The following is a 25,922-nucleotide window of genomic DNA, read 5'->3' on the forward strand; positions in this document are numbered from 1 at the left end:
CCGCGCTGAGCAGTCGTCCAGCACTGTACGGCACGCGCCTCTGGAGTGCCGCGGTATGACCGGTTATACTCGACGGCATGAAGACCGCGATCTCGATCCCGGACGGAGAGTTCGAGCGCTTCGAGCGGATCGCCGCTCGGCACGGGATGAACCGCTCGGAGTTCTATCGGCGCGCCGGCCGCAGGCTCGCCGACGAGCTCGAGGGTGCGGCAGAGCTCACCGCGCAGGCCGAAGCGGTCATCGCCCGAGTCGGCCAGCCGTCCGCCGACAGCCCGATTCTCCGGGAATCCGAGCGCATCATCGGCGAGGGCACCGACTGGTGATCGCCCACGGGGACGTGGTGTGGGTCGACTTCGGGTCGCCGCGCGGCTCGGAACCGGCGAAGCGGCGCCCTGCGGTGGTGCTGCAGGAGGACTGGCTGCTCGCCACCGCGATCGCCACGGTGCTCGTCGTGCCGCTGACCTCCAACGTCGCGCTCGAGGCCTTCCCCGGGAACGTGATCGTGCCCCTCGATGCCTCGGGTCTCGATCGCGACTCGGTCGCCGTCGTCTCGCAGCTCGGGCCGGTGAGCCGGGAGTTCATCGACCCGTACCCCGTCGGTCGAGTGCCGGCCTACGTGCTCTCGAAGATCGCCGACGGGGTCCGCCTCGTCACCGGCGTCTGAACCGTCCGCTAGACCAGCCGCGCCCGCGTGTACTGCGGAGGCCAGACGGATGCGTGTGGGCCGTCGGCGGGGAGCTCGCCGTCGAGCACGACCTCGGCCTCGAGCGCCCAGTGCGGGTTGCGCAGCCACGGGCGCGCGAGCATGACCGCGTCGGCGTCGCCGGCGGCGAGCACCCGCTCGGCGCGCTCGGGCTCGTCGATGAGGCCGACCGCGTTGACCTTCACCCCGGTCGCCTCCCGCACGGCGCGCGCGAACGGCACCTGGTAGCCGGGCTCGAGCGGGATCTCCTGCCGCGGGTCGAGCCCGCCAGAGGAGAGGTCGAACCAGTCGGCGCCCGCGGAGGCTGCGGCCCGCACGTGCTCGATCGTCCGCGCGGTGTCGATGCCGCCCTCGACCCAGTCGGAGGCGCTCAGCCGCACCAGGAGCGCCGCGTCGGGCGCGGCCTCGCGGACGGCCTCGACGACGAGCCGGAGGAGCCTCGTCGAGAGGGCCGCCGCATCCGGCCCCCACTCGTCGGCGCGTGCGTTGGTGATCGGCGAGAGGAACTGGTGGAGGAGGTAGCCGTGAGCGGCGTGCACCTCGAGCGCCTCGAAGCCCGCGGAGACAGCGCGACGGGCGGCGTCGGCGAACGCCTGCGGCAGCTGCGCGACCTCGTCGGTGGCGAGCGCTCGCGGCGGCGCGAAGCGGCCGAACGCATCCGACCCCGCACCGACGCTCTGCCAGCCGCCCTCAGCGGCGGGCACGGAGCCGCGCCCGCTCCACGCGCGATACGTCGACGCCTTGCGGCCCGCGTGGGCGAGCTGCATCGCGGGCACGGCGCCGTGGGCGCGGATGCGCGCGGCGATCGGCGCCCACGCCTCGGCTTGCGCGTCGTTCCAGATGCCCACGTCCTGCGGCGAGATGCGGCCCTCGGGCACGACCGCGGCGGCCTCGGTCATGACGAGGCCAGCGCCGCCGCGCGCGAACGACGCGAGGTGCTCGTGGTGCCAGTCGTTCGGCATGCCGTCCTGCTGCTCGCAGGAGTACTGGCACATCGGCGAGACCCACGCGCGGTTGCGCGCCTCGAGCGGCCCGACCGCGACGGTCGAGAAGAGCAGGCTCACTCGCTCGTGCCCGTCGGCACGTCGAAGTTGAACACGCCCTCGTCGAACGCGTTGTAGGCCGCGTAGTCGTTGAGCTCGTAGAGCCGCGCGCGCGTCTGCATGCGCTCGACGGCACCGTCGAGCGTGCCCGTCTCCTTGAGCAGGCGCAGCTCGCGCTCGATCGCGCCCATCGCGATGCGCAGCAGCGACACCGGGTGGATGGCGATGTTGACGCCGACATCCTCGAGCTGCTGGTGCGTGAACAGCGCGCTCTTGCCGAACTCCGTCATGTTGGCGAGGATCGGCACGTCGACGGCATCCCGGATGGCGGCGAACTCCTCGAGCGAGGCCATCGCCTCGGGGAAGATCGCGTCGGCGCCGGCGGCCTCGAGGGCCTTCGCGCGGTCCTTCGCCGCCTCGAGGCCGGCCTCCCCGGAAGCGCCGACGCCGCGGATGTCGGTGCGCGCCATGATGACGAGGTCGCTGTCGCGGCGCGCGCTCGCGGCCGCGGCGATGCGCTGCACCGCCTTGTCGAGCGAGACGACCTCCTTGCCGTCGAGGTGGCCGCACCGCTTGGGGTTGACCTGGTCCTCGAGGTGGAGGCCCGCGACGCCGGCGTCCTCGAGCTCGTGCACCGCGCGCGCGACGTTCATCGCCTCGCCGAAGCCGGTGTCGGCGTCGATGAGCGTCGGCAGGTCGGTCATGCGCGAGATCTGCCGGCCGCGCTCGGCGACCTCCGTGAGCGTCGTGAGGCCGATGTCGGGCAGCCCGAGCTCGGCCGACATGACGGCGCCCGAGATGTATGCGCCCTCGAAGCCGAGCTGCTGGATGAGCGGCGCGGTGAGCGGCGTGAACGCCCCCGGGAAGCGCTGGATGCGCCCGGAGGCGAGCCCTGCCCGGAACGCCTTGCGCTTCTCGTTCGGGGTGACGGAGCTCGAGAGCACTAGAAGATGCCCTGCGTCGTGCCGGCGTCCACCGTGCCGGCGGGGGCGCGGAGGTTGAGCTCGCGCACCTCCGCAGGCGTCAGCTCGGGCAGGCGCTCGACGAGGCCGAGGAAGCGGTCGAGCTCGGCGTCGTCGATGATGCCCTGGGCGAGCGTGCGGAGCTTCTGCACGTACTCCGCACGGCCGAACGGGCGCGCCCCGGCCGGGTGCGCATCCGCCACCGAGATCTCGTCCTCGATCGTCTCGCCCGACGTGAGGGTGATGACGATGCGGCCGCCGAACGCCTTCTTGTCGGGGTCGGGGTCGTGGTAGCGCTCGGTCCACACCGGGTCCTCGAGCGTGGAGATCTTGTTCCACAGCTCGACGGTGTCGGGGCGCTGCGCGCGCTCGGGCGCGTAGGAGTCGACGTGGTGCCAGCCGCCGTCCTGCAGCGCGACCGCGACGATGTACGGGATCGAGTGGTCGAGCGTCTCGCGGCTCGCGGTCGGGTCGTACTTCTGCGGGTCGTTCGCGCCCGAGCCGATCACGTAGTGCGTGTGGTGGCTCGTGTGCAGCACGATCGAGGCGATGTTCGACGGGTCGCGCAGCTCGGGGCGCTCGGTGCCGAGGCGGCGGGCGAGGTCGATCCACGCCTGCGCCTGGTACTCGGCCGAGTGCTCCTTCGTGTAGGTGTCGAGGATCGCGCGCTTCGGCTCGCCCGGTGCGGGCAGCGGCACGTGGTAGACGCCCTCCCAGCCGTCGAGCAGCCAGGCGATGAAGCCGTCCTCGCCCTCGTAGATCGGCACGGGGCTCGTCTGGCCGCGCATCGCGCGGTCGACCGACTCGACCGCCATCTTGCCCGCGAAGGCCGGCGCGTGCGCCTTCCACGTGGAGATCTCGCCCTTGCGCGACTGGCGCGTGGCGGTCGTCGTGTGGAGCGCCTGGCCGACGGCCTGGAAGATCGTCTCGGCCTCGAGGCCGAGCATCGTGCCGATGCCGGCGGCGGCCGACGGGCCGAGGTGCGCGACGTGGTCGATCTTGTGCTTGTGCAGGCTGATCGCGCGCACGAGGTCGACCTGGATCTCGTAGCCGGTCGCGAGACCGCGCACGAGCGCGGCGCCGTCGCAGCCGAGGTGCTGCGCGACCGCGAGGATCGGCGGGATGTTGTCGCCGGGGTGCGAGTAGTCGGCCGCGAGGAAGGTGTCGTGGAAGTCGAGCTCGCGCACGGCGACGCCGTTCGCCCACGCCGCCCACTCCGGGCTCACGCGGTCGTCGACGCCGAAGATGGCCGCGCCGGGCGTGTAGGGGTGGCGCTGGGCCTGCTCGCGGGCCGAGACGACCGGCGCGCGGTTGAGGCTCGCGACCGCGACGGCCGCGTTGTCGATGATGCGGTTCGCGATCATCTCGACGACCTGACCCTCGACCTCCACGGGGTCGACCGCGACCTGGGCGATCTTCCACGCGAGCTGCTCCTCGCGGGGCAGGTTCTCGGCGGACTTCCGGGCGCGTACCTCGTGGTGGATCATGGCGTCTCCTTCGTTCGGTTCTGTGCGGGCGCGGACGACTCGAGGTCGCGCTCGCCGTCGATCTGCACGGTGTCAAGCATGGTGGTTCTCGTGAGGCGGCGCTTGTTGAGGCGCCGGATGAGGCTCGGCAGCAGCAGCACGAGCGCGAGCGTGATGTAGACGACGAGCGAGAACGGCGAGCTCACGAGGGTGAGCGGGTCGCCCGCGGAGATGTCGAGCGCTCGGCGCAGCTGGAGCTCGGCGAGCGGCCCGAGGATGGCGCCGACGACGACGGGCGCGATCGGGAAGCCGAAGCGGCGCAGCAGGTAGCCCACGACGCCGAACGCGATGAGCAGCAGCACGTCGAACGACGCGCCGTTGACCGCGTAGGCGCCGAGCAGCGCGAAGGTCGCGATGCCCGCGAACAGGTAGGGCTTCGGGATCTTCAGCAGCTTCACCCACACGCCGACGAACGGCAGGTTGAGGATGAGCAGCATCAGGTTGCCGATCAGCAGGCTCGCGATGAGGCCCCAGACGAGGTCGGCCTCGTTCTCGAGCAGCGCGGGACCCGGCTGGAGCCCGTACTGCTGGAACGCGACGAGGATGATGGCCGCGGTCGCGGAGGTCGGGATGCCGAGCGTCAGCAGCGGCACCATCGTGCCCGCGGCGTTCGCGTTGTTGGCCGCCTCGGGACCGGCGACGCCCTCGATGGCGCCCTTGCCGAACTCCTCCTTGCGCGCACCCTTCGCGAGCTTCTTCTCGAGCGAGTACGAGAGGAACGTCGGGATCTCGCTGCCGCCGGCGGGGATGACGCCGAGCGGGAAGCCGATCGCCGTGCCGCGCAGCCACGGCTTCCACGAGCGGCGGAAGTCGGTGCCGGTCATCCACTTCTGGCCCTTGATGGATGCGACGGCGTACTTCGACGAGGTCTGGTGCGCGACGACGTAGAGCACCTCGCCAATCGCGAAGAGCGCGACGATGAGCACGACGGTGTCGATGCCGTCGAGCAGGCGCGGCATGCCGAAGGTCAAGCGGTCCTGGCCCGACTGGAAGTCGATGCCGACGAGCCCGATCGTGAGCCCGAGCGCGAGCGAGATGAGTCCCCGCAGCGGTGAGCCGCCGACGAGCGCGCCGACGGTCAGGAAGGCGACCACCATGAGCGCGAAGTAGTCGGCCGCGCCGAGCTGCACCGCGACGTCGACGATCGCCGGCGCGAACATCGCCACGAGCACGGTCGCGATCGTGCCGGCGATGAACGAGCCGATGGCCGCCGTCGCGAGCGCTGCGGCGCCGCGCCCCGCGCGGGCCATCGCGTTGCCGTCGATCGCGGCGACGATCGAGCCCGACTCGCCGGGCGTCTTCAGCAGGATGGAGGTCGTCGAGCCGCCGTACATCGCGCCGTAGTAGATGCCGGCGAAGAGGATGAACGCGCTCGCGACCGGCATGCCGTAGGTCATCGGGAGCAGCAGCGCGATCGTGAGCGCCGGGCCGATGCCCGGCAGCACGCCGATCATCGTGCCGACGAAGGCGCCGAGCAGGGCGAAGAGCAGGTTCTGGAGCGTGAACGCGACCGAGAACCCGTGGAGGAGTCCCTCGAGGCCTTCCATCAGAGCACTCCCATGATCAGAGGATCCCGGTCAGGATGCCCGCGGGCAGCTGGATGCGTAGCGCGAGCGTGAAGAGGTAGAAGATGCCGAGCGAGAGCACGACGGCGATGGCGCTCGTGACGAGCCACCGACGGGCGCCCGTCGCGACCGCGACGGCGATGAACGTGAGCGCCGCGGCGATCGGGTAGCCGAGCACCTCGACGGTGAGCGCGAAGCCGATCATCGCCGCGGCGGAGAGCGCGAGCTGCCACCAGTGCATCGTGCGGACGTCGAGGTCTCCCTCGGCGGCGTCGGGGTGGCCGAGGCGGCCGCGCAGCACCTGCACGAGGAGCACGGCGCCGAGCGCTGCGGTGATGGTGCCGACGATGATCGGGAACTGCCCCGCGCCCAGGCCGGAGGCCGAGCGCGAGACGGGCTGACCCATCCCGTCGATGATCGTGATCGCGCCGATCGCGACCACGGCAACCGCGAGCAGCAGCTCGGGCCAGCGTCGGGTGTCGGGAACGGGGCTCGCCCCGGGGGCGGCCGCAGGTGCGGCCGCTCCCGAGGCGAGCGGAGCGTCGGTCGTCACTGGACGACGAGGCCGAGCTGCGAGAGCACGCCCTCGACGCGGGTGTTCTCGGTAGTGAGCCAGTCGGCGAACTCGTCGCCGGCGAGGAACAGGTCGGCCCAGTCGTTCGTCTCGAGCAGCTCCGCCCACTCGTCGGAGGCGGCGACCTCGGTGATGACGTCGACGTACTGCTGGCGCAGCTCGTCGTCGAGGTCGGCCGGCGCCATGACCGAGCGCCAGTTGGCGAACTCAAGGTCGGCTTGGTCGATGTCGGCGACCGTCGGGATGTCGAGGCCCTCGATGGGCTCGGCGGTCGAGAGCAGCAGGCCGCGCAGCTCGCCGGTCTCGATCTGCTGGCGGAACTCGCCGATGCCCGAGATGCCGGCGCTCACCTGGTTGCCGAGCAGCGCGGTCGTCGCCTCGCCGCCGCCCGAGTAGGGAACGTAGTTGAGGTCGCTCGGGGCGATGTCGTACTGCTCGGCGAGCAGGCCGAGGAAGACGTGGTCGGCGCTGCCGGCGGAGCCGCCGGCGATCGGCACGCCCGCGGGGTTCTCGGCGATCGCGGCGAGCAGGTCGTCGACCGTCTCGAACTCGGAGGCAGCGGGAACGACGATGACCTCGGCCTCGCCGATGAGGCGCGCGATCGGCGTGACGTCGTCGAGGCTCACGCCGGTGTCATTCGTGAGCACGCCGCTCATCATGGCGAGGCCGGAGGCCATCAGCACGCCGTCGCGGCCCGGGTTGCCGGCGATCTGCGCGAGGGCGACGGTGCCGGACGCTCCGGGCACGTTGGTCACGGTGACGGACTCGGCGAGCTCGGTCCCCTCGAGGGCGCTGGCGAGCGCGCGAGCCGTCTGGTCCCAGCCGGAGCCGGGGTTGGCAGGAGCTATGATCTCGATGCGGCCGAGGCTCTCGGCGGCGACGGGACCCTCGGAGCCGGCCGGCTCCTGGCTGGCGCTCGGCTGCTGCGTCGCGGTGGTGCAGCCGGTCAGCACGAGGGCTGTGGCGCCCACGACCGCGGCGAGCTTCCAGTGGTTCTTCACGTTCACTCCTTCGTGGCGTTGTCGGGCCGAACTGCGGCCCTCGGCGAGACTCGCACATCTGCATGCAGATAAGCAAGTGCGAGTATCCGTGGCACACTGTGCCCCATGGACGATCGTGGGCGACGTCGCGACCACGGCGCGTCGACGTACGAGCAGCTGCGCTCGCTCATCGTCGAGCGCCGGCTCGAGCCGGGCATGCCGCTGTCGGCGCCGGAGCTCGCCGAGCAGCTCGGCGTCTCCCGCACGCCCGTGCGGGAGGCGATGGCCACGCTCGTGATGGAGGGGCTCGCGGTGCGGTCCGGCTCGAACAGGACGATGGTCGCGCCCGTGTCGGTCGAGGAGCTCGGCCACGTGCTCGACACGCGTGCTCGGCTCGAGGGGCTCATCGCCTCCGACGCGGCCCGGCGGGTGACCGACGCCGACGTCGAGATCCTCGAGCGGCAGATCTTGCTCATGGACCGCTTGCGCGACGACTACACGCAAGTGGTGCGCTTCGGCGCCGAGTTCCACGACGAGCTGCAGCGCATCAGCGGCAACGTGCTCGCCGAGAACCTGCTGCGCATCGTGCGCGGGCACGTGGACCGCTACCGCTCGCTCACGTCGGCGAGACCGGGTCGCGCGTCCGACGCGACCGATGAGCACAAGGCCGTGTTCGAGGCGGTCGTCTCGCGCGACCCCGAGCGGGCCGAGGCCGTCATGCGCGCCCACATCGACTCGGCGAAGGCCGTCGCCATCTCGCTCATGCTCGAGCACGACGCCGACGCCTGAGCCGGCCGACGCCTGAGCCGGCCCACGCCTGAGCCGGATGGTCCTCCCGCTCGGCCGCGCTTGAGGCGCACCTGCGCGAATCGACGCGGGATCGTGACCGCGATCGGGCGCCGGTGCGAGGACACTGGAGGTCACCGCGTCACGGCCGAGCGGCCGCCGGTGCGCATGCCGAAGGAGCGCATGATGCCTCGGACGAGTCCCGTCACCGCTGCAGCGACTCGGGTGCGCGACAGCGCGGCCCTCGCGCTCGCGCTGCTCGCGCTCGCGGCGTGCAGCGGCGCGGAGCACGGCGGCCATGACGCCGGAACCGCGGGCGCGCCGTCGGCGGCTGCCGAGATGATCTGCGCCGGGCAGGTGCAGACCGCGATCGCCTCGCTGCTGCAGCTCGAGCGCGCCGTCGAACCCGTCGCCTCGTGGGATGCCCCGGACTACTCGTGCTCGTACGACATCGAGGGCGCACCGCTCGTGCTCACCGTGCACGACTCGACCGATGTCGCGGTCGGCGAGGAGCACTTCGCCGAGGTGCAGCGCAGCCTCGACGCGACCGCGATCGAGGGGATGCTCGCGCTCGGGCTGCCGTCGTTCTCCACCGGCGACGGCATCGTCGGCTTCCTGCGCGACGGCAAGACGCTCGTCGTCGACGCGACCGCGCTGCCCGAGTCGCTCGCTGGCGGCGCGCTGACCCGCGACGGCGCCGCGTATGCGGTCGCCTCGGCCGTGCTCGTCTGCTGGGTCGAGCACGACTGAGCGCTGGAGCCAGCGCTGGAGTCAGCGCCGGTCGACGAGCCGGCGGAGGTAGTGGATGCGGTCCCGCAGCTGCTGCATCGACGCCTGCGCCACGGGCGGCCCGCCGCACACCCGCCGGGCCTCGGCGTGCACGAGCGCGTGCGCCTCGCCGCGCCGCTTCGCGACGATCGCGACGAGCGAGTTGAGCAGCTGCCGCTCCTCGCGCATGTTGCGGTAGAGCGGCTCCGGCGCCTCCTGCGCCGGCGGCCGGTCGCGGATGCGCGCCGCCTGCCGGGCGTGCCTGCGCTTCAGCAGGTCGGAGATCTCCTCCGCGTCGAGGATGCCCGGGATGCCGATGAAGTCCATCTCCTCCTCGGTCGCCGGCTCGACGAGCTGCCCGAACTCCGCGTCGCCGAAGAGCACGCGGTCGAAGGTCGCGCTCGACTCGAGCGGCTCCCATGTGAAGGGCGCGGGCTCCCGGTCGTCCTTGTCGCCCCGCTCGGCCGCGGCCATGAGGTCGTCGTCGAGCAGCTGGTCGTCGGGCTGCTCGCGGTCGAGCGCGTGGTCGCGCTGCCGCTCGAGCTCGGCCGCGAGCGTGAGCAGCGGCGGCACCGACGGCAGGAAGACGGTCGCGACCTCGCCGCGGTGGCGGGATCGCACGAAGCGGCCGATCACCTGCGCGAAGAACAGCGGCGTCGCCGAGCTCGTCGCGTAGACCCCCACCGCGAGCCGCGGCACGTCGACGCCCTCCGAGACCATCCGCACCGCGACCATCCACCGCTGCGTGCCCTTCGAGAACGCCTCGATCCGATCCGAGCCGCCCGGGTCGTCAGACAGCACGACGGTCGGCTCCTCGCCCGAGATGCCGCGCAGCAGCTGCGCGTACTGCCTCGCCTGGGCCTGGTCGGTCGCGATCACGAGACCGCCCGCATCCGGCACCGCCTGGCGCACGTGCGTCAGCCGCACGTCGGCCGAGCGCAGCACCTGCTGGATCCACTCGCCGCCCGGGTCGAGCGCGGTGCGCCACGCGCCGTTCGTGATGTCCTTCGTGTCGCCGTGGCCGAGCGTCGCCTTCATCTCGTCGCCCATCGACGTGCGCCACTGCATCGTGCCGGCGTAGGCCATGAAGAGCACGGGCCGGACGACGCCGTCGCGCAGCGCGTGCTCGTAGCCGTATGCGTAGTCGGTCTGGCTGAGCCGCACGCCGCGCTCGTCGCGCACGTACTCGACGAACGGGATGGGCGAGGTGTCGCTGCGGAACGGCGTGCCCGTGAGCGAGAGGCGGCGGGTCGCGGGCCCGAACGCCTCGAGCACCGCGTCGCCCCAGCTGAGCGCGTCGCCCGCGTGGTGCACCTCGTCGAGGATGATGAGGCTCGGCGCGGAGCGGGTGATGCGCTCGTGCACGGATGCGCGGGCGGCGACCTGCGCGTACGTCACGACGACCCCGTGGTACTGCCGCGGGTAGTCGCCGTCGGCGTTCGCGAAGTCGGGGTCGAGGCGGATGCCGGCCTTGTGCGCGGCGTCGGCCCACTGCTGCTTGAGGTGCTCGGTGGGGGCGACGACGGTGATGCGGCGCACCGTGCCGCGGCGCAGCAGCTCGGAGGCGAGCCGGAGCGCGAAGGTCGTCTTGCCGGCGCCGGGCGTCGCGGCCGCGAGGAAGTCGCGCGGCTCGGTCTCGAAGTACTGGGTGAGCGCCTCCTGCTGCCACGCGCGGAGCGGCTGCGCCGTGCCCCACGGGGCGCGATCGGGGTAGAGCGGCGGCAGGTTGTCGGCCGCCCACGAGCCGAAGTGGCCGCCGTCTGCGGGGCCCTCGGGGCGCGCGATCGGCTGGCTGGTCACTCGCTCCATCGTAGGCGCGACCGCCGACGCGGGCGCCGTCGCGCGTGTCGCGTCAGGGCGCCGGGAGCAGCTCGACGGAGTCGGCGACCGCGTCGAGCTCGGCGTCGTCGACCTCGGCCTCGCCGCCCGAGTAGGCGATCGCGATCGCGTGGCCGTCGCGGTCGTCGACCGCCACGACCCACATGCCGTCGGAGGCGGCGTCGCCGCTCCCGAACGTGAAGTCGACCCGCACGGCGCTCGACGCGCCGGGCACCTCGATGTCCTCCTGCGAGAGGATGCGGAAGTCCTCGATCTCGGTCTGCGCTTGCGCGATGAAGATGGAGACGCCGGCGCGGGCGCCGTGGAAGCTGCCGAAGCCGTCGGAGATCGCGATCGCCTCGTAGGTCGGGGTGTCCGTCGCGGCGTAGCGGAGCGTGAAGGTCTGGTCGCCGCCCGTCCGCTCCCACCCCTCCGGCACCGTGACGGATGCGCGGCCGAGCACGCCGCGCTCGCTCGGCTGGGCGGGGACGGGGGCGACGCTCGGCTCCGCCGCTTCCGCAGACGCGGTGACCTCGGTCACCGCGGTCGGCTCGGCGCTCGGCGATGGCGCGGGCGGGGGCTGCACGCAGCCCGTCAGCAGCAGCGCCGCTCCCAGCGTCGTCGCGATCGTCGTGCGGCCCCGGCTCGTCAGCATCGTCGGCGCTCCCCTCGTCCCCCATGACGGTAGCCCCGCATCCGCCGTGTCCGCTCGACTCGCAGGCACCCCGTGCCATCTCAGGCGAGCGCGCCTAGGCTGACCGCATGCACTACCTGCTCGGATTGGCTGCCCTCCTGATCGGCGTCGTGATCGCGACCCGCCGCACGCGGCCCACGTGGTTCGTCGTGCTCACCGCCGTGCTCATCGGCATCGGCGCGCTGCTCGCGGTGCTGAGCTACGCGCGCGTCACCGACTCGCTCGGCCTCGTCGCCAACAACGTGCTCGGCTGGACGTACGTCGGCCTCTCGATCATCACGATGCTCTCGGCGGTGTTCGTGCTCGAGCGGCGCGGCGAGTTCGGCGAGGAGCTGCCGCCGCTCATCGGCGACAACCCGCTCGACGGCGACACCGACGACAGCGACGACCTGCCGCCCGGCCAGCCGCACCCCGACTTCGCAGATGCCGCCGCGGAGCGCGCGCGGCAGCAGGCGGAGGCTCGCAGCCGCGCCGAGGCGCGCGGCTCGGCTGGCCTCTCGGCCGGGGTCGCCGGTGGCGCGGGCGCTGCGGCGGCGACGGCCGCGGCGTTCGGCGACGGCGTCGTGCCGACGGCCGACGAGCTCGGCTCCGACCCGGCCGCGAACCGCGGCGGCACGCTCGCGAGTGACGCGGTCGCGGGCGAGTCGACCGGCGCGGGCGCGGCGCAGCCGGAGGCCGGCACGCGCGGCGGCACCATCCCCGAGGTGCACCCGGGCGACACCGAGGCGCCGCGCGGCTACTCCCCCGCGCCCGAGGAGGGCCACCAGGGGCGCGATGAGGACGCCGCAGACGCGGGCGCCGGCTACCGGCCCGGGCCGAGCGAGGACGCGCAGGACGGCACCGCCGTCATCGGCGCCGACCCCGACATCCACACGCCCGCTGACGAGACCGACGTCGAAGCGGCGCCCGAGGGCCGCGCCGACGACGCGGCCCAGCACGGCGAGCGCGAGACGGACGCGCCCGAGCGCGACTGACGCATCCGCCCGTCTTCCGCAGACAGCACGACGCCCGCCGGAGCTCCGGCGGGCGTCGTGCTGTCTGGAAGAGGCTAGGCCGTCTCCTCGCCCTTCTCGTCGACCTCCTCGACCCACGAGGGCGGCTCGTCGCGGCCGGCCTCCTCGTCCTCCTCGGCCTGCTCGGCGGTCTCCTGCACGATGCCCTGCGCGTGGTGCGTCGGCGCGTAGATCGCGTAGAGCCGCAGCGGCTCGTCGCCGGTGTTCTCGACGTCGTGCCACGTGCCCTCGGGCACCTGGATGCTCCAGCCGTCGCTGACCTCGGTCTCGGTCAGGTCGTCCTTGGTGGGGCCCATCTTGGCGACGCCCTTGCCCTGGTCGATGCGCAGGAACTGGTCGGTGCCCTTGTGCACCTCGAGCCCGATCGAGTCGCCCGGCTCGATCGACATGAGCGTGACCTGGAGGTGCTTGCCCGTCCAGGCGACGTGGCGGTATGCCCCGTTCTCGACCGTGGCGGTCTCGATGTCGAAGACGTTCGGGTTGGGTCCGTTGTCCTTGATGTCCATGCTCCGCATCCTGCCTGCGGAGGCTGGGAGGCGGCAGGGCGGAGCCGCCTTCCCGGCCTAGCTCCACCCGGCTCGGCGACTCGACCCCTTTCCGTCGAGTGGACCCCTCTGCCGAACGGAGCGGACCCTTTCTCGCTGACGCGACCCGCTGAAACGGCTCGAGTCGGCGAGAAGGGGTCAACTGGAGCTGGACGACGTGTCGCATCGACGAGAAGCGGTCGCCTCGAGCGTCAGCAGCCGTCGAAGCCGAGGAGCGGCGGCCGCTCGCGCTGCAGGCCGTGCCCGGTGAGGATCGCGTCAAGCCGCGAGGGGCGCATGAGGTCGTCCCAGATCCAGCGCGCGAAGTCGTTCTCGAAGCGCAGGTCGTCCTCGCGGGCCTTCTCGTCGGCGAGCGCCTGAGCGCCGGCGATGCCGGCTTCGTTTGCGAGGACGCCGTACTTCATGGCGCCGTCGAACTCGCCCAGCAGTGGCCGATCGCCGCGCTGTGCCCAGCGCATGTCGGTCCGGTATTCCTTGCCGCTCAGCCCGTTCACGCGGGGCTGCAGCTCCGGTGCCGGGAACCCGAGCTGGTGAACCCGCACCCGGCTGTACGACTCTCCGACCGACTCGGCATCGGCGTCGGCGAACTCGACGCTCCATGCCGCCCGTCGCCGGCCTCGCGGCCCCTGGCGCGAGAGCGCGTCGAGGACCTCGTCGCGCGTGACCAGCTGTGCGCGCAACGCCGCGTCGAGGGCGGCCACGCCGACGAGCGGATCTCGACGGCGGGCGACGTCTGCGAGCGCGTACGCCGCCGAGCACACCAGCAGCTCGCCGACCTGCACGACGTCGGCCTCGTCCAGAGCCACCGGCGAGTGGCAGACCCCGGCCTTGATGCCTGCCGTGCGAGCGCCTCCTGCGGTGAAGACGTGATCGGGCTCGAGGCCGAACGGCAGCTCGTGGACGGCGAGCGCCGACTCGCGCGCGAAGATGGGCTGGTCGCGCATGAGCGCGACGGCTTGGATGCGGCTGAGGTACCTCGTGCGGCGGTCGGCCTGCTTCAGCTCCTCCGCCGGGGCGTAGACGCCGCGACGCACGCGCGCGAGCGACGCATCGCGGTCCGGCTGGGCGGAGGGGTCGAGGCCGACGAGCGCGCGTCGCCGGCGCACCTCGACGAGATCGCCAGCCGTTGCGGAGGTCACTGCGGTCATGTGGGCGACTGTCCCAGCAGTCGTGGCTCCCCGATCGGTGCCAGGCAGCCGGCTGTGGACGGAGCCGCCCCCTCGACCCGACCCCTTCGCGCCGATCCGACCGCTTCCGGCAGCGACTCGACCCCTTCCCTCCGACTAGAGCCGATGCAGCAGGTCCCGTCGGCGAGAAGGGGTCGAGTCGGCGCCGGCCGAGCCGAATCGGTCTCGTGAAGCCTCTGAGTGGGCGGATGCGCTGCGCGCGCGGGTGCAGAGGCGCACTGCGGGAGAATGGTCGCGTGCGCATCGAGTACCCGGCTGAGCTGCCCGTCAGCGACGCGCGCGACGAGATCATGGCGGCGATCCGCGACCACCAGGTGGTGATCGTCGCGGGCGCGACCGGCTCGGGCAAGACGACCCAGCTGCCGAAGATGTGCCTCGAGCTCGGCCGCACCAGGATCGGCCACACGCAGCCCCGCCGGCTCGCGGCCCGCACGATCGCCGAGCGCATCGCCGAGGAGCTCGGCACAGAGCTCGGGCAGGAAGTCGGCTACAAGGTGCGCTTCACCGACCAGGTGAGCGCCGACACCCGCGTCAAGGTCATGACCGACGGCATCCTGCTGGCCGAGATGCACCGCGACAAGGACCTCAAGGCCTACGACACGATCATCATCGACGAGGCCCACGAGCGCAGCCTCACGATCGACTTCCTCATCGGCTACCTGCAGCGCCTGCTCCCCCGCCGCCCCGACCTCAAGGTCATCGTCACGAGCGCGACGATCGACCCGGAGTCGTTCAGCCGCCACTTCGGCGGTGCGCCGATCATCGAGGTCTCCGGCCGCACGTTCCCCGTCGACATCCGCTACCGGCCGCTCGTCGCCGAGGCCCAGCGCGTCGGCGCGCAGGACGCCGACGACGACGGCGAGCCCGACGAGCCCGCCGCCGACCTCGACCCGATCGAGGGCATCGAGGCGGCCCTCAAGGAGATCGCGCGCGACGACTCCGGCGACGTGCTCGTGTTCTTCCCGAGCGAGGCCGACATCCGCGACGCGCAGGACCAGCTGCAGGGCAAGCTCGGCCCGACCACCGAGATCCTGCCGCTCTACGGCCGCCTGAGCGCCGCCGACCAGCACCGCGTCTTCGAGCGCTCGACCCGGGCGGGCATCCGTCGTCGGGTCGTGCTCGCCACCAACGTGGCCGAGACGAGCCTGACGGTGCCGGGCATCCGGCACGTCATCGACACCGGCACCGCCCGCATCTCGCGCTACTCCGCGCGCAGCAAGGTGCAGCGCCTGCCCATCGAGGCGATCAGCCAGGCGAGCGCCAACCAGCGCTCGGGCCGCGCCGGCCGCGTCGCGCCCGGCATCGCGATCCGCCTCTACTCCGAGGAGGACTTCGACCGCCGCCCCGAGTTCACCGACCCCGAGATCCTGCGCACCAACCTCGCGGCGGTCATCCTGCAGGCCGCGTCGCTCGGCCTCGGCCCGCTCGAGGAGTTCCCCTTCCTGCAGCCGCCAGACCCGCGCGGCATCAAGGACGGCCGCGACCTGCTGCGCGAGCTCGGCGCCATCAGCCGGAAGGGCGACATCACGCGCGTCGGCCGCGAGCTCGCGCGGCTGCCGGTCGACCCGAGGTTCGGGCGGATGGCCCTGGCCGGCCGGGAGGCGGACGTCGCCCACGAGGTCATCGCGATCGTCGCGGGGCTCACGATCCAGGACCCGCGCGAGCGACCGCTCGAGCGCCGCGAGGAGGCGGACCGCATGCACGCGCGGTTCGTCGACCCGAAGAGCGACTTTATCACGCTGCTCGCGCTGTGGCGCTACCTGCAGGAGCAGCAGGCGACGCTCTCGGGCAACCAGTTCCGCAAGCTCTGCAAGGCCGAGCACCTCAGCTTCCTGCGCGTGCGCGAGTGGCAGGACGTCGTGCGGCAGCTGACGCGCGCGCTGGGCCTGAAGCGGGAGGTCCTTTCGGACCTCCCGCGGCCCGCCAGCGCCGACGCCCGTCCCGGGCGTCGGGGATCGGCTGACCCGAGCGCGAAGCCCGACGCGCAGACCGCGCGACCCGTCGCAGTCGACGCCGACGCCGTCCACAAGGCGCTGCTCTCGGGGCTCCTCGGCCGCATCGGCCGCCTCGACGAGGCGCAGAAGGCGCAGCACCCGCGGCCCGGCGAGCCGGGTTCGAAGCGACGGATGCGTCCCCGCCCCGAGTACGTCGGCGCACGCGGCGCGCGGTTCCAGATCTTCCCCGGCTCCGGCCTCGCCAAGAACCCCCCTCGCGCCGTCATGGCCGCCGAGCTCGTCGAGACGAGCCGCCTGTTCGCCCGCACCGTCGCATCCGTCGACCTCGCCTGGGCCGAGCCGCTCGCGGGTGACCTCGCGAAGCGGCAGGTGAGCGAGCCGCACTGGGAGCGCAAGCAGGGCGCCACCGTCGCCTTCGAGAAGGTGACGCTCTTCGGCGTCACGATCGTCGAGCGCCGGCGCGTGCAGTACGCGCGCTTCGACCCGGAGCACGCGCGGGAGCTCTTCATCCGCCACGCGCTCGTCGAGGGCGAGTGGGACAGCCCGCAGGACTTCGACCGCAAGAACCGCGAGCTGCGGCGCGAGATCGAGCGGCTCGAGGAGCGCCAGCGGCGCCGCGACCTGCTCGTCGGCGACGAGGCGGTCTTCGAGTTCTTCGACGCGCGGATCCCCGCCGACGTCGTCTCGACCCGCAGCTTCGAGGGCTGGTGGCGCAAGGCGCGCGAGGAGACGCCCGATCTGCTGACGATGACGCGCCGCGACCTCACCGGCGAGGAGCCGCAGGTCGACTCGCGCGCGTTCCCGACGAAGTGGCAGCACGGCGAGCAGCGGCTGCGGCTCAGCTACCGCTTCGAGCCGGGCGCCGCCGACGACGGCCTCACGGTGCACGTGCCGCTCGCGGTGCTGCCGAGGCTCAGCCCCGAGGGCTTCGACTGGCTCGTGCCCGGCATGCGCGAGGAGCTGCTCACCGCGATGATCAAGAGCCTGCCGAAGCACGTGCGCAAGCACGTCGTGCCGGCGGGCGACTGGGCGCGCGGCATGCTCGCCGAGCTCCCCGACGAGCCGGCGGGCGGCGAGCGCGCGAAGTCGCTCTCGGAGGTGCTCGCTGCGCGCATCTCCCGCACCGCCTACGTGCAGGCGGCAGCGACCGACGTCGACTGGGGACGCATCCCCGACCACTTGAAGCCGACGTTCGCGGTGGAGGACGCCCGCGGCCGAAGGCTCGGGCAAGACAAGGACCTCGAGGCCCTCAAGCGGCGATTCGCCGGGCAGGCGCGCACGCAGGTCGCGAAGGTCGCCGTGAAGGTGACGAGCGACCTCGAGCGCGACGAGGTCGCGGGCTTCGACACCGACCTGCCCGAGCACATCGACGTGCGGCAGGGCGGCAACACGGTGCGCGCCTACCCGGGCTACGCGGTGACGGGCAAGGGCACGGTCGGCATCCGGCTCGCGTCGACGCGCGAGGCGCAGCAGCGCGATCAGCGGGCGGCGGTGCGGCAGCTGCTGCTGCGGCAGGTGCCGAGCCCCGCGCCCTACGTGCAGTCGAACCTCACGAGCGCCGAGAAGCTCGCGCTCGGCGCCTCGCCCTACCCCTCGACCGACCGGCTCTTCGACGACCTCATGCTCGCGATCATCGACGCCGAGCTCGGCGCGCGGCCGCCCGCGACGGTCGCCGAGTTCCAGGCGCTCCGCGCGCGGGTCGCCGACGGGCTCGTCGACCGCATGTTCGCGCTCGCGAGCCAGGTGGCGCGCATCCTCACGAGCGCCCGGCTCGCCGATCGCGCGATCCGCGACGGCGCGAGCCTCGCCCACATGGCGGCGCTCGCCGATGCGCGCGCGAACCTCGAGCAGCTCGTCTTCGACGGCTTCGTGAGCCGCACCGGGCTCGAGCGGCTCGGCCGGCTCGAGGTCTACGTGCGCGCGATCGAGCACCGCGTGAAGCGGCTGCCCGAGACCGCCAACCGCGACCGCGCGTGGATGACCGAGGTCGAGCAAGCGACGGCCCTCTACACGGCGGCGGGCGGCACGCTGCCGCTGCCGCCCTCGGTGACGGATGCGGTGGCGGGCGCCGACGAGACCGGCAAGGCCGAGCGGCTGGTCACCGCACGTTGGCTGCTGGAGGAGCTGCGCGTGAGCCTCTTCGCGCAGCAGCTCGGCACCGCCGGACCCGTCAGCCTCCAGCGCGTGAAGAAGGCGCTCGCGGCGTGATCCCCGCCCGCACGGCGTAGGTTGGGATGCGATGACCTCCGACCGCTACGGCCCCACCTTCCAGCGCAACGCGCTCGCGCCCGGCATCCTGCTGGCCGTCGTGCTCGTCGTCGCGCTGCTGCTGCTCGAGAGCGAGTGGTACGGCACGCTCCGCTTCGTCATCTCGGTGCTGGCGCTCATCATCGGCTGGTTCGCGCTGCAGGCGAAGCACTGGTGGTGGGTCCCGGTGTTCCTCGTCATCGCGATCGCTTGGAACCCGGTCATCCCGTTCGATCTGGCTGGCCAGGCGTGGGCGCTCGCGCACATGGCCGCCGTGCTGCTCTCGCTCGTCGCCGGCGTGCTCATCAAGAGCCCGCGCGTCGGCGACGGCAAGAGCTGAGCTCGACGGCGCCCCCGCCCGCGCGGCGTTCGGCTCAGGCGCTCTGCTTCGCGAGCTCGACGATCCACGGCTCCGTCTCGATGCCGCGGATCTCGTCGGCCACGATGCGCGCCCGCGCCGCAGCGATGCGCTCCGCTTGCGACACGACCCGCCCGGTGATCCGCGAGCGGTAGACCGTCCGGCGCGGCGCCGACGCCGTCTCGCCGGAGGCTTCCTCGGCACCCTCTTCAGCCATCATCGCCTCCTGCTCCCATTGTGCCTCGCTCCGGCGGAGGCTCCGTCGCGGGCGACCTGCGTGAGCGCCCATTCCGCCCTCGCCCACCACTGCTCCTTCCGCCGCTGCCGCTCGAGCTGCCGCCGGTCCTCCTCCGCCTGCCGCCGGGTGGAGCGCGCGCCGTACGCGGCGGCCGCGAACGCGATGAGCGCGGCCGCGACCGCCGCAGCGCCGCCGAAGCCGGCCGAGGTGAGGAACGTCGACCACGCGAGCGCGTCGCCGAGCAGCGCGACCGAGAGCGCACCGACGATGAGGCCGACGATGACGCCGAGCGCCGCCGACAGCACGGCGAGCGCCCGCCGGTCACCCAGCTCGTCCGCCCTCCTCGCCATGCGCGGATCGTACGCGGCGAGCGCCCGACCGCACCACGGGAGATCGCGACCCTGTGGAGGAGCGCGCGCTGCAGCATCCGCCCCCCGACCCCGAGCGGCGAGACACCGCACTCCGGCATGCACGGCCGCAGACCGCTTCCCTCCTAGGCTGTCCTGGTGCGTCTATACGGTGAGGTGCTGAGGGTCCCGGGGCTCGCGCGCATCATGCTCGCGCAGCTCATCGCGCGCTTCCCGGCCGGCATGTACTCGCTCGGCATCCTCATGCACATGGAGCAGCAGCACGGCTCCTACACGGCAGCCGGTCTCGTGCTCGCGGCCTTCTCGGTCGGCATGGCGGCCGCCGGTCCGTTCGTCTCGCGCCTGATGAGCCGCTTCGGCACCGTCGGGGTGCTGCTGACGACCACCGTCGTCTCGATCGCGGCGCTCACGTCGATCGCGATCTTCGACCTGCCGCTCTGGGCGGATGTGCTCGCCGGCATCGTCGCTGGCGCCGCGATGCCGCCCGTCGTGCCGACGGTGCGCACGCTCTACCCGCGCATGGTGCAGCAGCGGCTGCTCGCGCCCCTCTTCTCGTTCGACGCGGCGCTGCAGGAGATCATCTGGGTCTTCGGCCCGGTGCTGCTGACGATGCTCGTCTCGTTCCTCGGCACCGGCACGGCGATGCTCGTCACGATCGCGATCCAGCTGGTCGGCGGGCTCTTCTTCCTGCTCTCGCCGGAGGTGCGGCGCCTGCGCATCCCGCCGACGACCCGCAAGCTCGGCCGCGTGCTGCGCAAGCCCCCGGTGCTCCTGTCTGTGATCGTCTCGTCGATGTTCATCGGCGGCTTCGCGGCCGTGGAGGCGGGCGTGGTCGCGACGTTCGATCACGGCTCGCTCGAAGCGGGCATCGTGCTCGGCGTCTCGGCGCTCGGCTCGCTCGTCGGCGGCTTCGCGCTCGGAACGCGAGCGATCACGCCGTGGTCGGTCGCGATCCGGCTCGGGATCGTGCTGCTCGGCATGGCGATCGCGCTGCCGATGACCGATGTCGTCGGGCTCTCGATCGCCCTCTTCATCGCTGGCATCGGCACCGCCCCCGCGCTCGCCGCCTTCTCGGCGATCGTCGCCGGCACCGTGAAGTTCGCCGACACCCCTGAGGCCTACGCCTGGATCGGCACCGGCCAGCTGCTCGGCGCCGCGCTCGGCTCGGCGATCGCGGGCGTCGCGATCGACGCGAACGGCGGCGTCGGCGGCGTCTGTGTCGCGGTCGTCATGGTCGCCATCGCGGCGGCGATCGCGGCGATCTTCCGCCGCCATCAGCCCGACCTGCGGCAGGGCATCGGCGAGCCGCCCGACACGGCACCGGTCGAGCTGCCCCGCTGAGCGAGGCACCACGCCGGTGACCGGTCACATCCCGGGCTGTCGACGTTTCTGGGCGCCAGCGCGGAGCTTCCGAAGCGCCGCGTCAGGGATGCTCGATCCGAGGAGCTGACCGTCCGGAGTCGGATGGAGCGGACGCTCGGAGCGGAAGACTTCCGAGTGGTTGAGGTCCGGCACCGACCGCTTCCACAGTCGAAGCTTGGACTCGCGCGTGAATGAGCCGCGCACTGCGTCGACGGCCTTAGGTCCGGTCACCCAACGGTAGGGCGAGTCGCGGATCTGGAACTCGATGGCGCGCGTCACGCAGGCGGAGACCCAGTCGGCGAACTGGATGTTCGCGCTCAGGACGCTGTCGACGTGCATCGGGGGCTCGATGATGCGGCGCATCTCCGGATGACTGCTCGCGCGCCCGAGGATGTGTGCGTACATGTTCGGCACTCTCTCGGACCGCTGATTCTCATTGATCTGGTCGATCATGACCATGAGGTTTGAGCCGTCCTGCGACTCCGAGTGCCTCGCTAGTCGGTTGAGCGTCTCTTGCATCGCAGCGGTCTCGCGCTGCGCGGTGTCCAAACGCGTCTGCGCAGGGGTGCCGATGGGCTTCTCGTCCGCATAGTAGAAGAGGCTTCCGCCCAAGGCGCGAAGCGTCCGAACCAGGCCGTTGAACACTCGGATCTGCTGCGGGAACTTGGCCATCGTGTCTGGCCTGAAGATCGAGGACCCCTTGCGCTCCCACTGGCCGGGATTGGCTGCGCGCTCGATCTCTGTCTTGAAGACGCGCCGCTTCTCCTCGGTGAAGGCAGTGCCGAACCGACGTGCGTTGGTCTCGGGGATGACGAAGCCTGCGTAACCGAACGCTGGACTCGTGTTGAAGCGGGCGTGGTCTCGTGCAACGAACGCACCGGGCTCACCGATCTCATCGATGTAGGCCAGCAGCACACCGAGATTGTGCACCGAACCGCTGACGCAACGCAGAAACCCACGCACAGGGCGTGGGCTTCTCGAATCGGCGCGCCGGAGACTTTCTCACTCCTCGCTACCGCCTTCAAGAATAGTCGCCCCGGCTTCGGGCGGCAATCGGCTGCGCTCCCGAGGGTGGATGGACGCGAACGGCGGCGTCGGCGGCGTCTGGGTCGCCGTCGTCATGGTCGCCATCGCGGCGTCGATCGCGGCGATCTTCCGCCGCCACCAGCCCGACCTGCGGCAGGGCATCGGCGAGCCGCCCGACACGGCACCGGTCGAGCTGCCCCGCTGACCCGACCCCCCGCACTCTCCCCCGCGCGACGGACGACGCCGCGCACCCCGCCTGCGATGATCGACGCGTGCCCCATTCCCTCGAGCTCAACGACGGCAGCACGCTGCCCGCGCTCGGCTTCGGGCTCTACAAGGTGCCGCCGGCCGAGACGGCCGACGTCGTCGCCGCGGGCCTCGCCGCCGGCTACCGGCTCATCGACGGGGCCGAGCTCTACGGCAACGAGCGCGAGCTCGGCGAGGCACTGCGGCGAGCGGATGCGTCGGGTCTCGACCGCGAAGACCTCACGGTCACGAGCAAGTTCTGGGGCGAGGCGTCGCAGGAGCCCGCCGCAGTGCGCGCCGCGTTCGACGCGAGCGAGCGGGCGCTCGGCCGGATCGACGTCTACATGATCCACTGGCCCAGGCCGGCCCGCGACCGCTACGTCGACGTCTGGCGCACGCTCGTGGAGCTGCAGGCCGAGGGACGCGTGCGCACGATCGGCGTCAGCAACTTCACCGAGGAGCACCTCCGCCGCATCATCGGCGAGACGGGCGTCACCCCGGCGATCAACCAGGTCGAGTCGCACCCGTGGCTGCCGCAGCGCGAGCTCCGTGAGGCGCACGCAGCGATGGGGATCGTCACCCAGGCGTGGAGTCCGCTCGGCCGCGCCCGGGTGCTCGAGGACCCGGCCATCGAGCGCATCGCCGCCGCGCACGGCGTGACGCCCGCGCAGGCGATCATCCGCTGGCACCTGCAGACCGGTGGTGCCCTCGTGCCGAAGTCGACGCATCCGCATCGCTTGCAGGAGAACCTCGACGTCGACGGCTTCAGCCTCAGCGACGCCGACCTCGCCGCGATCGCGGCGCTCGAGACCGGCGAGCGCACCGGCACGCACCCCGACGACCGCAACTAGCGACACGACACGACACGACACGACACGACACGAGACGCGACACCCATGACGAGCATCGGCAGCCACGACGATTCCCCGCAGCTCCCGCACGCGCATGCCCTCACGTGGGGCGTCGCCGCGCTCCCGCACCGCGGCCCGAAGCGCGAGCTCAGCACCGAGCGCATCGTCGAGGCCGCGATCGAGATCGCCGACGCCGACGGGCTCGAGGCGGTCAGCATGGGCAAGGTCGCGGCGGCCGTCGGCGTCGCGCCGATGTCGCTCTACCGCTACGTCACCGGCAAGGACGACCTGCTGCTGCTCATGTTCGACGCCGCGAGCGAGGTGACGGTGCCGAGCACGGGCGGCACGTGGCGCGAGCGGGTGAAGCAGTGGGCGCTGTTCGTGCGCGCGACCTACGAGGCGCATCCGTGGCTCGCCGACATCCCGCCGAGCTCGACGCCCACGACCCCCAACCGGCTCGCGCTCATCGAGGCGGGCCTCGTCGCGCTCGAGGACGTGCCCGCGCCCGACCGCATGAAGCTGCCGACGCTGCTGCTGCTGCTCGGCTACATCGCCCTCTACTCGCGCGCCTCGAGCAACGCCGACGTCGACGACGCGATCCTGCATGCGCTGCCCGAGCTCGTCACCGACGAGCGCTTCCCGCTGCTCGCGCCGGCGGTGCGGGAGGGCATCTTCGCCGCGCCCGAGACCGACCCGGGCCGCGGCTTCGGCTTCGGCCTCTCGCGCATCCTCGACGGCATCGAGCGCTGGGTCGAGCGCAACGAGCCCGACGACGACTTCGAGCGCATGCCCGCGGCGATCGTCGCCGACAAGCAGGTGCGGGAGGCGGCGAAGGCGGTCGCGGAGGCGCGCGAGCAGCTGCGGCGCGCGGAGTCGAAGGCGGCGTATGCGGTGACGAAGGCGACCGAGCGGCTGCGGGCGGTCGAGGCCAAGACCGAGGCCGCCGAGGCGAAGGCCGCCGCGAAGGCCGACGCGAGGGCGGCGAAGGCGGAGGCGAAGCGCTCGAAGCGCGATTGACCCGTCGCTCGGCCCGCGCATCGGAAGCGCAGCCTGGAGACTGCTCGCGCACCGTGCCAGAATGTCGGAGTACGCCGACATCGGAGGGACGAATGCTCGACAGCAAGAGTCTTGGCATGCGTCTCCGCGCGCTGCGAACCAGTCGAGGCCTCTCCCAGCGCGAGCTCGCACAGCGCGCCGGCATCGCTCGCTCGAGCATCATCGACCTCGAGCAGGGCAAGCAGACGCTCGAGCTCCGCACGCTCATCGCCGCGCTGAACGCGCTCCGTCACGACGTCGATCTCGTCTCGGATGTGCGTCCGTCCGAGATCCTCGCGGAACGAAAGCAAGACATCCTGCAGGCCGCAGCCGCGCACCGCATCAGCGATGTACGCGTCTTCGGGTCCACGGCGCGCGGCGACGACGATCGCGAGAGCGACATCGACCTCCTCGTCCACACCCCCGACGACATGCACCCGGGCGAGCTCGCCGCGTTCGAGGCCGAGATCGAGCGTCTGACCGGGATCGACGTCGACGTGCTGTCCGACAAGCTCGCGGGCGCGAAGTACGACGAGATCCGCGCGTCGGCGGTACCGCTGTGAATCGAGAGGCGCGCGAACGAGGCCGACGAAGCGCCGCGGTGCGGGCCGCTGCATGCGAGCGGATCATCGCTGCCATCGACGACATCGAGACCGTGATCCGAGGCCAGACGCAGGCGGACTTCTTCGCGGAGGACTTCGATGCGCGCACTCGGCGCAAGGCCTGCGAGCTCGACGTCGTCAGGATCGCGAACGATGTCGCCGAAGCCGGGATCGAGGACGACCTGCCCACGCTCGCCCGGGACGGGCTGAGGAAGCAGCGGTCGATCGCGGCGCACTCGTACGTCGCGATGGACCCCGACATGCTGTGGCGTGGCCTGCACGGCCTCGACGAGGTGAAGCGCGCAGCCGAGGCCGCGCTGAGGGCACTCGGCGCGTAGTCGCGCATCGAGACTCCAGACGCCCAACTCACGAGAAAGGTTGGGCTGTGCTTCTCGCGCCAGCGAAGCACGCTGGAAGCATGACCCGCAGACTCGCTCCGATGGCCGGCATCCTCATCGCCGGCGCCGTCCTCCTCACCGGCTGCGGCGCCAGCGGCGCCTCGACCGGCTCCCCGATCATGCCGACGACCGATCGGGGCGGCTTCCCCGAGTCGGCGCCCGACTTCGAGGAGTCGGCCGGCGGCGACAGCGGCGGCCTCCCCGAGCAGGACGCCGAGAACGACCGCGACGTCATCATCACCGGCGCCGTGTCGATGCGCGCCGAGGATCCGATCACGACGGCGGATGCGGTGGCCGACGCCGTCGAGGCACGTGACGGCTCGATCGACGCGCGCTCCGAGGGCGCGTCGACCGACTTCGAGCCCGCGTGGGCGACGCTCACCGTGCGGGTGCCGGCCCCACAGGTCGAGGACCTGCTCACCGCGATCCGCGGCCTCGGCGACGTGACCGCGGTCGACACGGAGGAGCAGCGCGTCGGCGCGCAGGTGCGCGACCTCGAGGTGCGCGTCAACGCGGCGCGAGCGTCGGTCGAGCGCCTCACCGAGCTGCTCGGCACCGCCGCGAACACCGACATCCTGCTCGACGTCGAGGCGCAGCTGACGCAGCGCACGTCCGAGCTCGAGCAGCTCCTCTCGCAGCAGCGCTCGCTCGCCGACCAGGTCGCGATGTCGACGATCGACGTGAGCATCCGCGCGACGACCGTCGAGGGGCCGACGGGCACGCCGAGCTTCTGGGACGGCCTCGTCGCCGGCTGGGGCGCTTTCCTCGCGTGGGGCGCCGCGTTCCTCTTCGGCCTCGGCCAGGCGGTGCCGACGCTCGTGGTCCTCGCGCTGCTCGCGCTCGTCGCCTTCTTCATCGTGCGCAGGGTCATGAAGCGGATGCCGTCCCGCAAGACCCCGACTTCCCCGCTCGTCGAATAGGGCCGCAGGGCCGCATCGCGACGGAGTGGCCGGTCTCGATGCGCGCCCCCGGCGCTGCTCGACCTGCGGGCGGGAACCGGAAGCTCTAGCCGAGGTTGAACCCCTCCGCTACGCTCATCGTGGCCCCAGCCTGTTCCGATACTCCGACCGTC

27 protein-coding genes are annotated in these 25,922 nt (G+C 72.2%); 14 read left to right on the top strand and 13 right to left on the bottom strand.

The window, feature by feature from the left end; translation table 11 throughout:
• Positions 1 to 77 precede the first annotated feature (77 nt).
• Positions 78 to 323 (top strand): CopG family transcriptional regulator, encoded by a 246-nt coding sequence (locus JSQ78_RS05675; protein ID WP_211450091.1) that lies wholly within the window; start codon positions 78 to 80, stop codon positions 321 to 323.
• Entirely contained in the window at positions 320 to 664 is a 345-nt protein-coding gene (locus tag JSQ78_RS05680; RefSeq protein ID WP_211450092.1) for a type II toxin-antitoxin system PemK/MazF family toxin, read from the top strand. Before JSQ78_RS05675 ends, JSQ78_RS05680 begins: the two co-directional genes overlap by 4 nt.
• Before the next feature lie 8 nt (positions 665 to 672).
• On the opposite strand, the gene JSQ78_RS05685 is transcribed toward JSQ78_RS05680, so the two are convergent.
• From JSQ78_RS05685 to JSQ78_RS05710, 6 genes are read right to left on the bottom strand one after another with little or no spacing between them, the layout of a single operon-like run.
• A complete protein-coding gene (locus tag JSQ78_RS05685; RefSeq protein WP_211450094.1) occupies positions 673 to 1,767 on the bottom strand; it encodes an NADH:flavin oxidoreductase/NADH oxidase in 1,095 nt (364 codons plus the stop codon).
• On the bottom strand, positions 1,764 to 2,690 hold the full coding sequence (gene prpB / locus JSQ78_RS05690; RefSeq protein ID WP_211450096.1) for a methylisocitrate lyase: 927 nt from the start codon (positions 2,688 to 2,690) through the stop codon (positions 1,764 to 1,766). Before prpB ends, JSQ78_RS05685 begins: the two co-directional genes overlap by 4 nt.
• Positions 2,690 to 4,195: an MmgE/PrpD family protein gene (locus JSQ78_RS05695; RefSeq protein ID WP_211450098.1), complete on the bottom strand. Its 1,506-nt coding sequence runs from the start codon at positions 4,193 to 4,195 to the stop codon at positions 2,690 to 2,692. Before JSQ78_RS05695 ends, prpB begins: the two co-directional genes overlap by 1 nt.
• Positions 4,192 to 5,781: a tripartite tricarboxylate transporter permease gene (locus JSQ78_RS05700; RefSeq protein ID WP_211450099.1), complete on the bottom strand. Its 1,590-nt coding sequence runs from the start codon at positions 5,779 to 5,781 to the stop codon at positions 4,192 to 4,194. Before JSQ78_RS05700 ends, JSQ78_RS05695 begins: the two co-directional genes overlap by 4 nt.
• Before the next feature lie 16 nt (positions 5,782 to 5,797).
• The gene (locus JSQ78_RS05705; RefSeq protein ID WP_211450101.1) at positions 5,798 to 6,352 is read right to left on the bottom strand and encodes a tripartite tricarboxylate transporter TctB family protein; all 555 of its coding nucleotides are present in this window, start codon (positions 6,350 to 6,352) and stop codon (positions 5,798 to 5,800) included.
• Positions 6,349 to 7,374, bottom strand: a complete 1,026-nt coding sequence (locus tag JSQ78_RS05710) for a Bug family tripartite tricarboxylate transporter substrate binding protein (protein ID WP_211450103.1) — start codon at positions 7,372 to 7,374, stop codon at positions 6,349 to 6,351. The genes JSQ78_RS05705 and JSQ78_RS05710 overlap by 4 nt, the downstream gene beginning before the upstream one ends.
• A gap of 105 nt (positions 7,375 to 7,479) precedes the next feature.
• Here JSQ78_RS05710 and JSQ78_RS05715 point away from each other — a divergent pair, with 105 nt between their 5' ends.
• Together JSQ78_RS05715 and JSQ78_RS05720 are read left to right on the top strand one after the other, a co-directional pair.
• Positions 7,480 to 8,142 carry a GntR family transcriptional regulator gene (locus JSQ78_RS05715; RefSeq protein WP_211450105.1) on the top strand — a complete coding sequence of 221 codons (663 nt, stop codon included), beginning with the start codon at positions 7,480 to 7,482 and terminating at the stop codon, positions 8,140 to 8,142.
• A gap of 183 nt (positions 8,143 to 8,325) precedes the next feature.
• Positions 8,326 to 8,889, top strand: coding sequence for a hypothetical protein (locus tag JSQ78_RS05720; protein WP_211450107.1), 564 nt, complete (start codon positions 8,326 to 8,328; stop codon positions 8,887 to 8,889).
• Between the two features lie 21 nt (positions 8,890 to 8,910).
• Here the strand turns inward: JSQ78_RS05720 and JSQ78_RS05725 are convergent, their stop codons facing one another.
• Complete coding sequence (locus JSQ78_RS05725) at positions 8,911 to 10,716, bottom strand: DEAD/DEAH box helicase (RefSeq protein WP_211450108.1); 1,806 nt, start codon at positions 10,714 to 10,716, stop codon at positions 8,911 to 8,913.
• Between the two features lie 43 nt (positions 10,717 to 10,759).
• Complete coding sequence (locus JSQ78_RS05730) at positions 10,760 to 11,380, bottom strand: hypothetical protein (protein WP_211450110.1); 621 nt, start codon at positions 11,378 to 11,380, stop codon at positions 10,760 to 10,762.
• Between the two features lie 107 nt (positions 11,381 to 11,487).
• Between JSQ78_RS05730 and JSQ78_RS05735 the strand changes: the two genes are divergently transcribed.
• Positions 11,488 to 12,393, top strand: coding sequence for an ICP22 family protein (locus JSQ78_RS05735; RefSeq protein ID WP_211450112.1), 906 nt, complete (start codon positions 11,488 to 11,490; stop codon positions 12,391 to 12,393).
• 74 nt (positions 12,394 to 12,467) lie between these two features.
• Here the strand turns inward: JSQ78_RS05735 and JSQ78_RS05740 are convergent, their stop codons facing one another.
• Both JSQ78_RS05740 and JSQ78_RS05745 read right to left on the bottom strand, forming a co-directional pair.
• A complete protein-coding gene (locus JSQ78_RS05740; protein ID WP_211450113.1) occupies positions 12,468 to 12,938 on the bottom strand; it encodes a cupin domain-containing protein in 471 nt (156 codons plus the stop codon).
• A gap of 230 nt (positions 12,939 to 13,168) precedes the next feature.
• Positions 13,169 to 14,125 (bottom strand): hypothetical protein, encoded by a 957-nt coding sequence (locus JSQ78_RS05745; protein WP_211450115.1) that lies wholly within the window; start codon positions 14,123 to 14,125, stop codon positions 13,169 to 13,171.
• A gap of 227 nt (positions 14,126 to 14,352) precedes the next feature.
• Between JSQ78_RS05745 and hrpA the strand changes: the two genes are divergently transcribed.
• On the top strand, positions 14,353 to 18,327 hold the full coding sequence (gene hrpA, locus JSQ78_RS05750) for an ATP-dependent RNA helicase HrpA (RefSeq protein WP_211450534.1): 3,975 nt from the start codon (positions 14,353 to 14,355) through the stop codon (positions 18,325 to 18,327).
• 31 nt (positions 18,328 to 18,358) lie between these two features.
• On the top strand, positions 18,359 to 18,706 hold the full coding sequence (locus JSQ78_RS05755; RefSeq protein ID WP_211450117.1) for a DUF6804 family protein: 348 nt from the start codon (positions 18,359 to 18,361) through the stop codon (positions 18,704 to 18,706).
• Between the two features lie 34 nt (positions 18,707 to 18,740).
• Here JSQ78_RS05755 and JSQ78_RS05760 read toward each other — a convergent pair whose 3' ends face one another.
• Positions 18,741 to 18,941, bottom strand: coding sequence for a hypothetical protein (locus tag JSQ78_RS05760; protein ID WP_211450119.1), 201 nt, complete (start codon positions 18,939 to 18,941; stop codon positions 18,741 to 18,743).
• Complete coding sequence (locus JSQ78_RS05765; RefSeq protein ID WP_211450121.1) at positions 18,941 to 19,312, bottom strand: hypothetical protein; 372 nt, start codon at positions 19,310 to 19,312, stop codon at positions 18,941 to 18,943. Before JSQ78_RS05765 ends, JSQ78_RS05760 begins: the two co-directional genes overlap by 1 nt.
• 204 nt (positions 19,313 to 19,516) lie before the next feature.
• On the opposite strand from JSQ78_RS05765, the gene JSQ78_RS05770 reads away from it, so the two are divergent.
• On the top strand, positions 19,517 to 20,671 hold the full coding sequence (locus JSQ78_RS05770; protein ID WP_502756140.1) for an MFS transporter: 1,155 nt from the start codon (positions 19,517 to 19,519) through the stop codon (positions 20,669 to 20,671).
• A gap of 24 nt (positions 20,672 to 20,695) precedes the next feature.
• Here JSQ78_RS05770 and JSQ78_RS05775 read toward each other — a convergent pair whose 3' ends face one another.
• Entirely contained in the window at positions 20,696 to 21,607 is a 912-nt protein-coding gene (locus JSQ78_RS05775) for a DUF3800 domain-containing protein (protein WP_211450125.1), read from the bottom strand.
• A 160-nt stretch (positions 21,608 to 21,767) separates the two neighbouring features.
• On the opposite strand from JSQ78_RS05775, the gene JSQ78_RS05780 reads away from it, so the two are divergent.
• The 6 genes from JSQ78_RS05780 (at position 21,768) to JSQ78_RS05805 (ending at position 25,770) form a co-directional block, all read left to right on the top strand.
• The gene (locus JSQ78_RS05780) at positions 21,768 to 21,923 is read left to right on the top strand and encodes a hypothetical protein (RefSeq protein ID WP_211450127.1); all 156 of its coding nucleotides are present in this window, start codon (positions 21,768 to 21,770) and stop codon (positions 21,921 to 21,923) included.
• A 67-nt stretch (positions 21,924 to 21,990) separates the two neighbouring features.
• A complete protein-coding gene (locus JSQ78_RS05785) occupies positions 21,991 to 22,815 on the top strand; it encodes an aldo/keto reductase (RefSeq protein ID WP_211450129.1) in 825 nt (274 codons plus the stop codon).
• A gap of 45 nt (positions 22,816 to 22,860) precedes the next feature.
• Positions 22,861 to 23,832 (top strand): TetR/AcrR family transcriptional regulator, encoded by a 972-nt coding sequence (locus tag JSQ78_RS05790; protein ID WP_211450131.1) that lies wholly within the window; start codon positions 22,861 to 22,863, stop codon positions 23,830 to 23,832.
• A gap of 116 nt (positions 23,833 to 23,948) precedes the next feature.
• Entirely contained in the window at positions 23,949 to 24,413 is a 465-nt protein-coding gene (locus tag JSQ78_RS05795) for a nucleotidyltransferase domain-containing protein (RefSeq protein ID WP_211450133.1), read from the top strand.
• Between the two features lie 38 nt (positions 24,414 to 24,451).
• Positions 24,452 to 24,790, top strand: a complete 339-nt coding sequence (locus tag JSQ78_RS05800; RefSeq protein WP_211450135.1) for a hypothetical protein — start codon at positions 24,452 to 24,454, stop codon at positions 24,788 to 24,790.
• 80 nt (positions 24,791 to 24,870) lie between these two features.
• Positions 24,871 to 25,770 carry a DUF4349 domain-containing protein gene (locus JSQ78_RS05805; RefSeq protein WP_211450136.1) on the top strand — a complete coding sequence of 300 codons (900 nt, stop codon included), beginning with the start codon at positions 24,871 to 24,873 and terminating at the stop codon, positions 25,768 to 25,770.
• The last annotated feature ends 152 nt before the right edge of the window (positions 25,771 to 25,922 follow it).

Origin of the sequence: Agrococcus sp. Marseille-Q4369 (assembly GCF_018308945.1) — a bacterium.
Classification (GTDB): Bacteria; Actinomycetota; Actinomycetes; order Actinomycetales; family Microbacteriaceae; genus Agrococcus.

What these genes read in the sequence shown, in the direction of transcription:
- JSQ78_RS05725 (WP_211450108.1), bottom strand. Translation starts at nt 10,716, where the DNA reads ATGGAGCGAGTGACCAGCCAGCCGATCGCGCGCCCCGAGGGCCCCGCA.
- JSQ78_RS05765 (WP_211450121.1), bottom strand. Translation starts at nt 19,312, where the DNA reads ATGGCGAGGAGGGCGGACGAGCTGGGTGACCGGCGGGCGCTCGCCGTG.
- JSQ78_RS05790 (WP_211450131.1), top strand. Translation starts at nt 22,861, where the DNA reads ATGACGAGCATCGGCAGCCACGACGATTCCCCGCAGCTCCCGCACGCG.
- JSQ78_RS05780 (WP_211450127.1), top strand. Translation starts at nt 21,768, where the DNA reads ATGGACGCGAACGGCGGCGTCGGCGGCGTCTGGGTCGCCGTCGTCATG.
- JSQ78_RS05760 (WP_211450119.1), bottom strand. Translation starts at nt 18,941, where the DNA reads ATGGCTGAAGAGGGTGCCGAGGAAGCCTCCGGCGAGACGGCGTCGGCG.
- JSQ78_RS05745 (WP_211450115.1), bottom strand. Translation starts at nt 14,125, where the DNA reads ATGACCGCAGTGACCTCCGCAACGGCTGGCGATCTCGTCGAGGTGCGC.
- JSQ78_RS05700 (WP_211450099.1), bottom strand. Translation starts at nt 5,781, where the DNA reads ATGGAAGGCCTCGAGGGACTCCTCCACGGGTTCTCGGTCGCGTTCACG.
- JSQ78_RS05805 (WP_211450136.1), top strand. Translation starts at nt 24,871, where the DNA reads ATGACCCGCAGACTCGCTCCGATGGCCGGCATCCTCATCGCCGGCGCC.
- JSQ78_RS05735 (WP_211450112.1), top strand. Translation starts at nt 11,488, where the DNA reads ATGCACTACCTGCTCGGATTGGCTGCCCTCCTGATCGGCGTCGTGATC.
- JSQ78_RS05740 (WP_211450113.1), bottom strand. Translation starts at nt 12,938, where the DNA reads ATGGACATCAAGGACAACGGACCCAACCCGAACGTCTTCGACATCGAG.
- JSQ78_RS05715 (WP_211450105.1), top strand. Translation starts at nt 7,480, where the DNA reads ATGGACGATCGTGGGCGACGTCGCGACCACGGCGCGTCGACGTACGAG.
- JSQ78_RS05695 (WP_211450098.1), bottom strand. Translation starts at nt 4,195, where the DNA reads ATGATCCACCACGAGGTACGCGCCCGGAAGTCCGCCGAGAACCTGCCC.
- JSQ78_RS05755 (WP_211450117.1), top strand. Translation starts at nt 18,359, where the DNA reads ATGACCTCCGACCGCTACGGCCCCACCTTCCAGCGCAACGCGCTCGCG.
- JSQ78_RS05730 (WP_211450110.1), bottom strand. Translation starts at nt 11,380, where the DNA reads ATGCTGACGAGCCGGGGCCGCACGACGATCGCGACGACGCTGGGAGCG.
- hrpA (WP_211450534.1), top strand. Translation starts at nt 14,353, where the DNA reads ATGCGCTGCGCGCGCGGGTGCAGAGGCGCACTGCGGGAGAATGGTCGC.
- JSQ78_RS05770 (WP_502756140.1), top strand. Translation starts at nt 19,517, where the DNA reads ATGCTCGCGCAGCTCATCGCGCGCTTCCCGGCCGGCATGTACTCGCTC.
- JSQ78_RS05720 (WP_211450107.1), top strand. Translation starts at nt 8,326, where the DNA reads ATGCCTCGGACGAGTCCCGTCACCGCTGCAGCGACTCGGGTGCGCGAC.
- JSQ78_RS05675 (WP_211450091.1), top strand. Translation starts at nt 78, where the DNA reads ATGAAGACCGCGATCTCGATCCCGGACGGAGAGTTCGAGCGCTTCGAG.
- JSQ78_RS05795 (WP_211450133.1), top strand. Translation starts at nt 23,949, where the DNA reads ATGCGTCTCCGCGCGCTGCGAACCAGTCGAGGCCTCTCCCAGCGCGAG.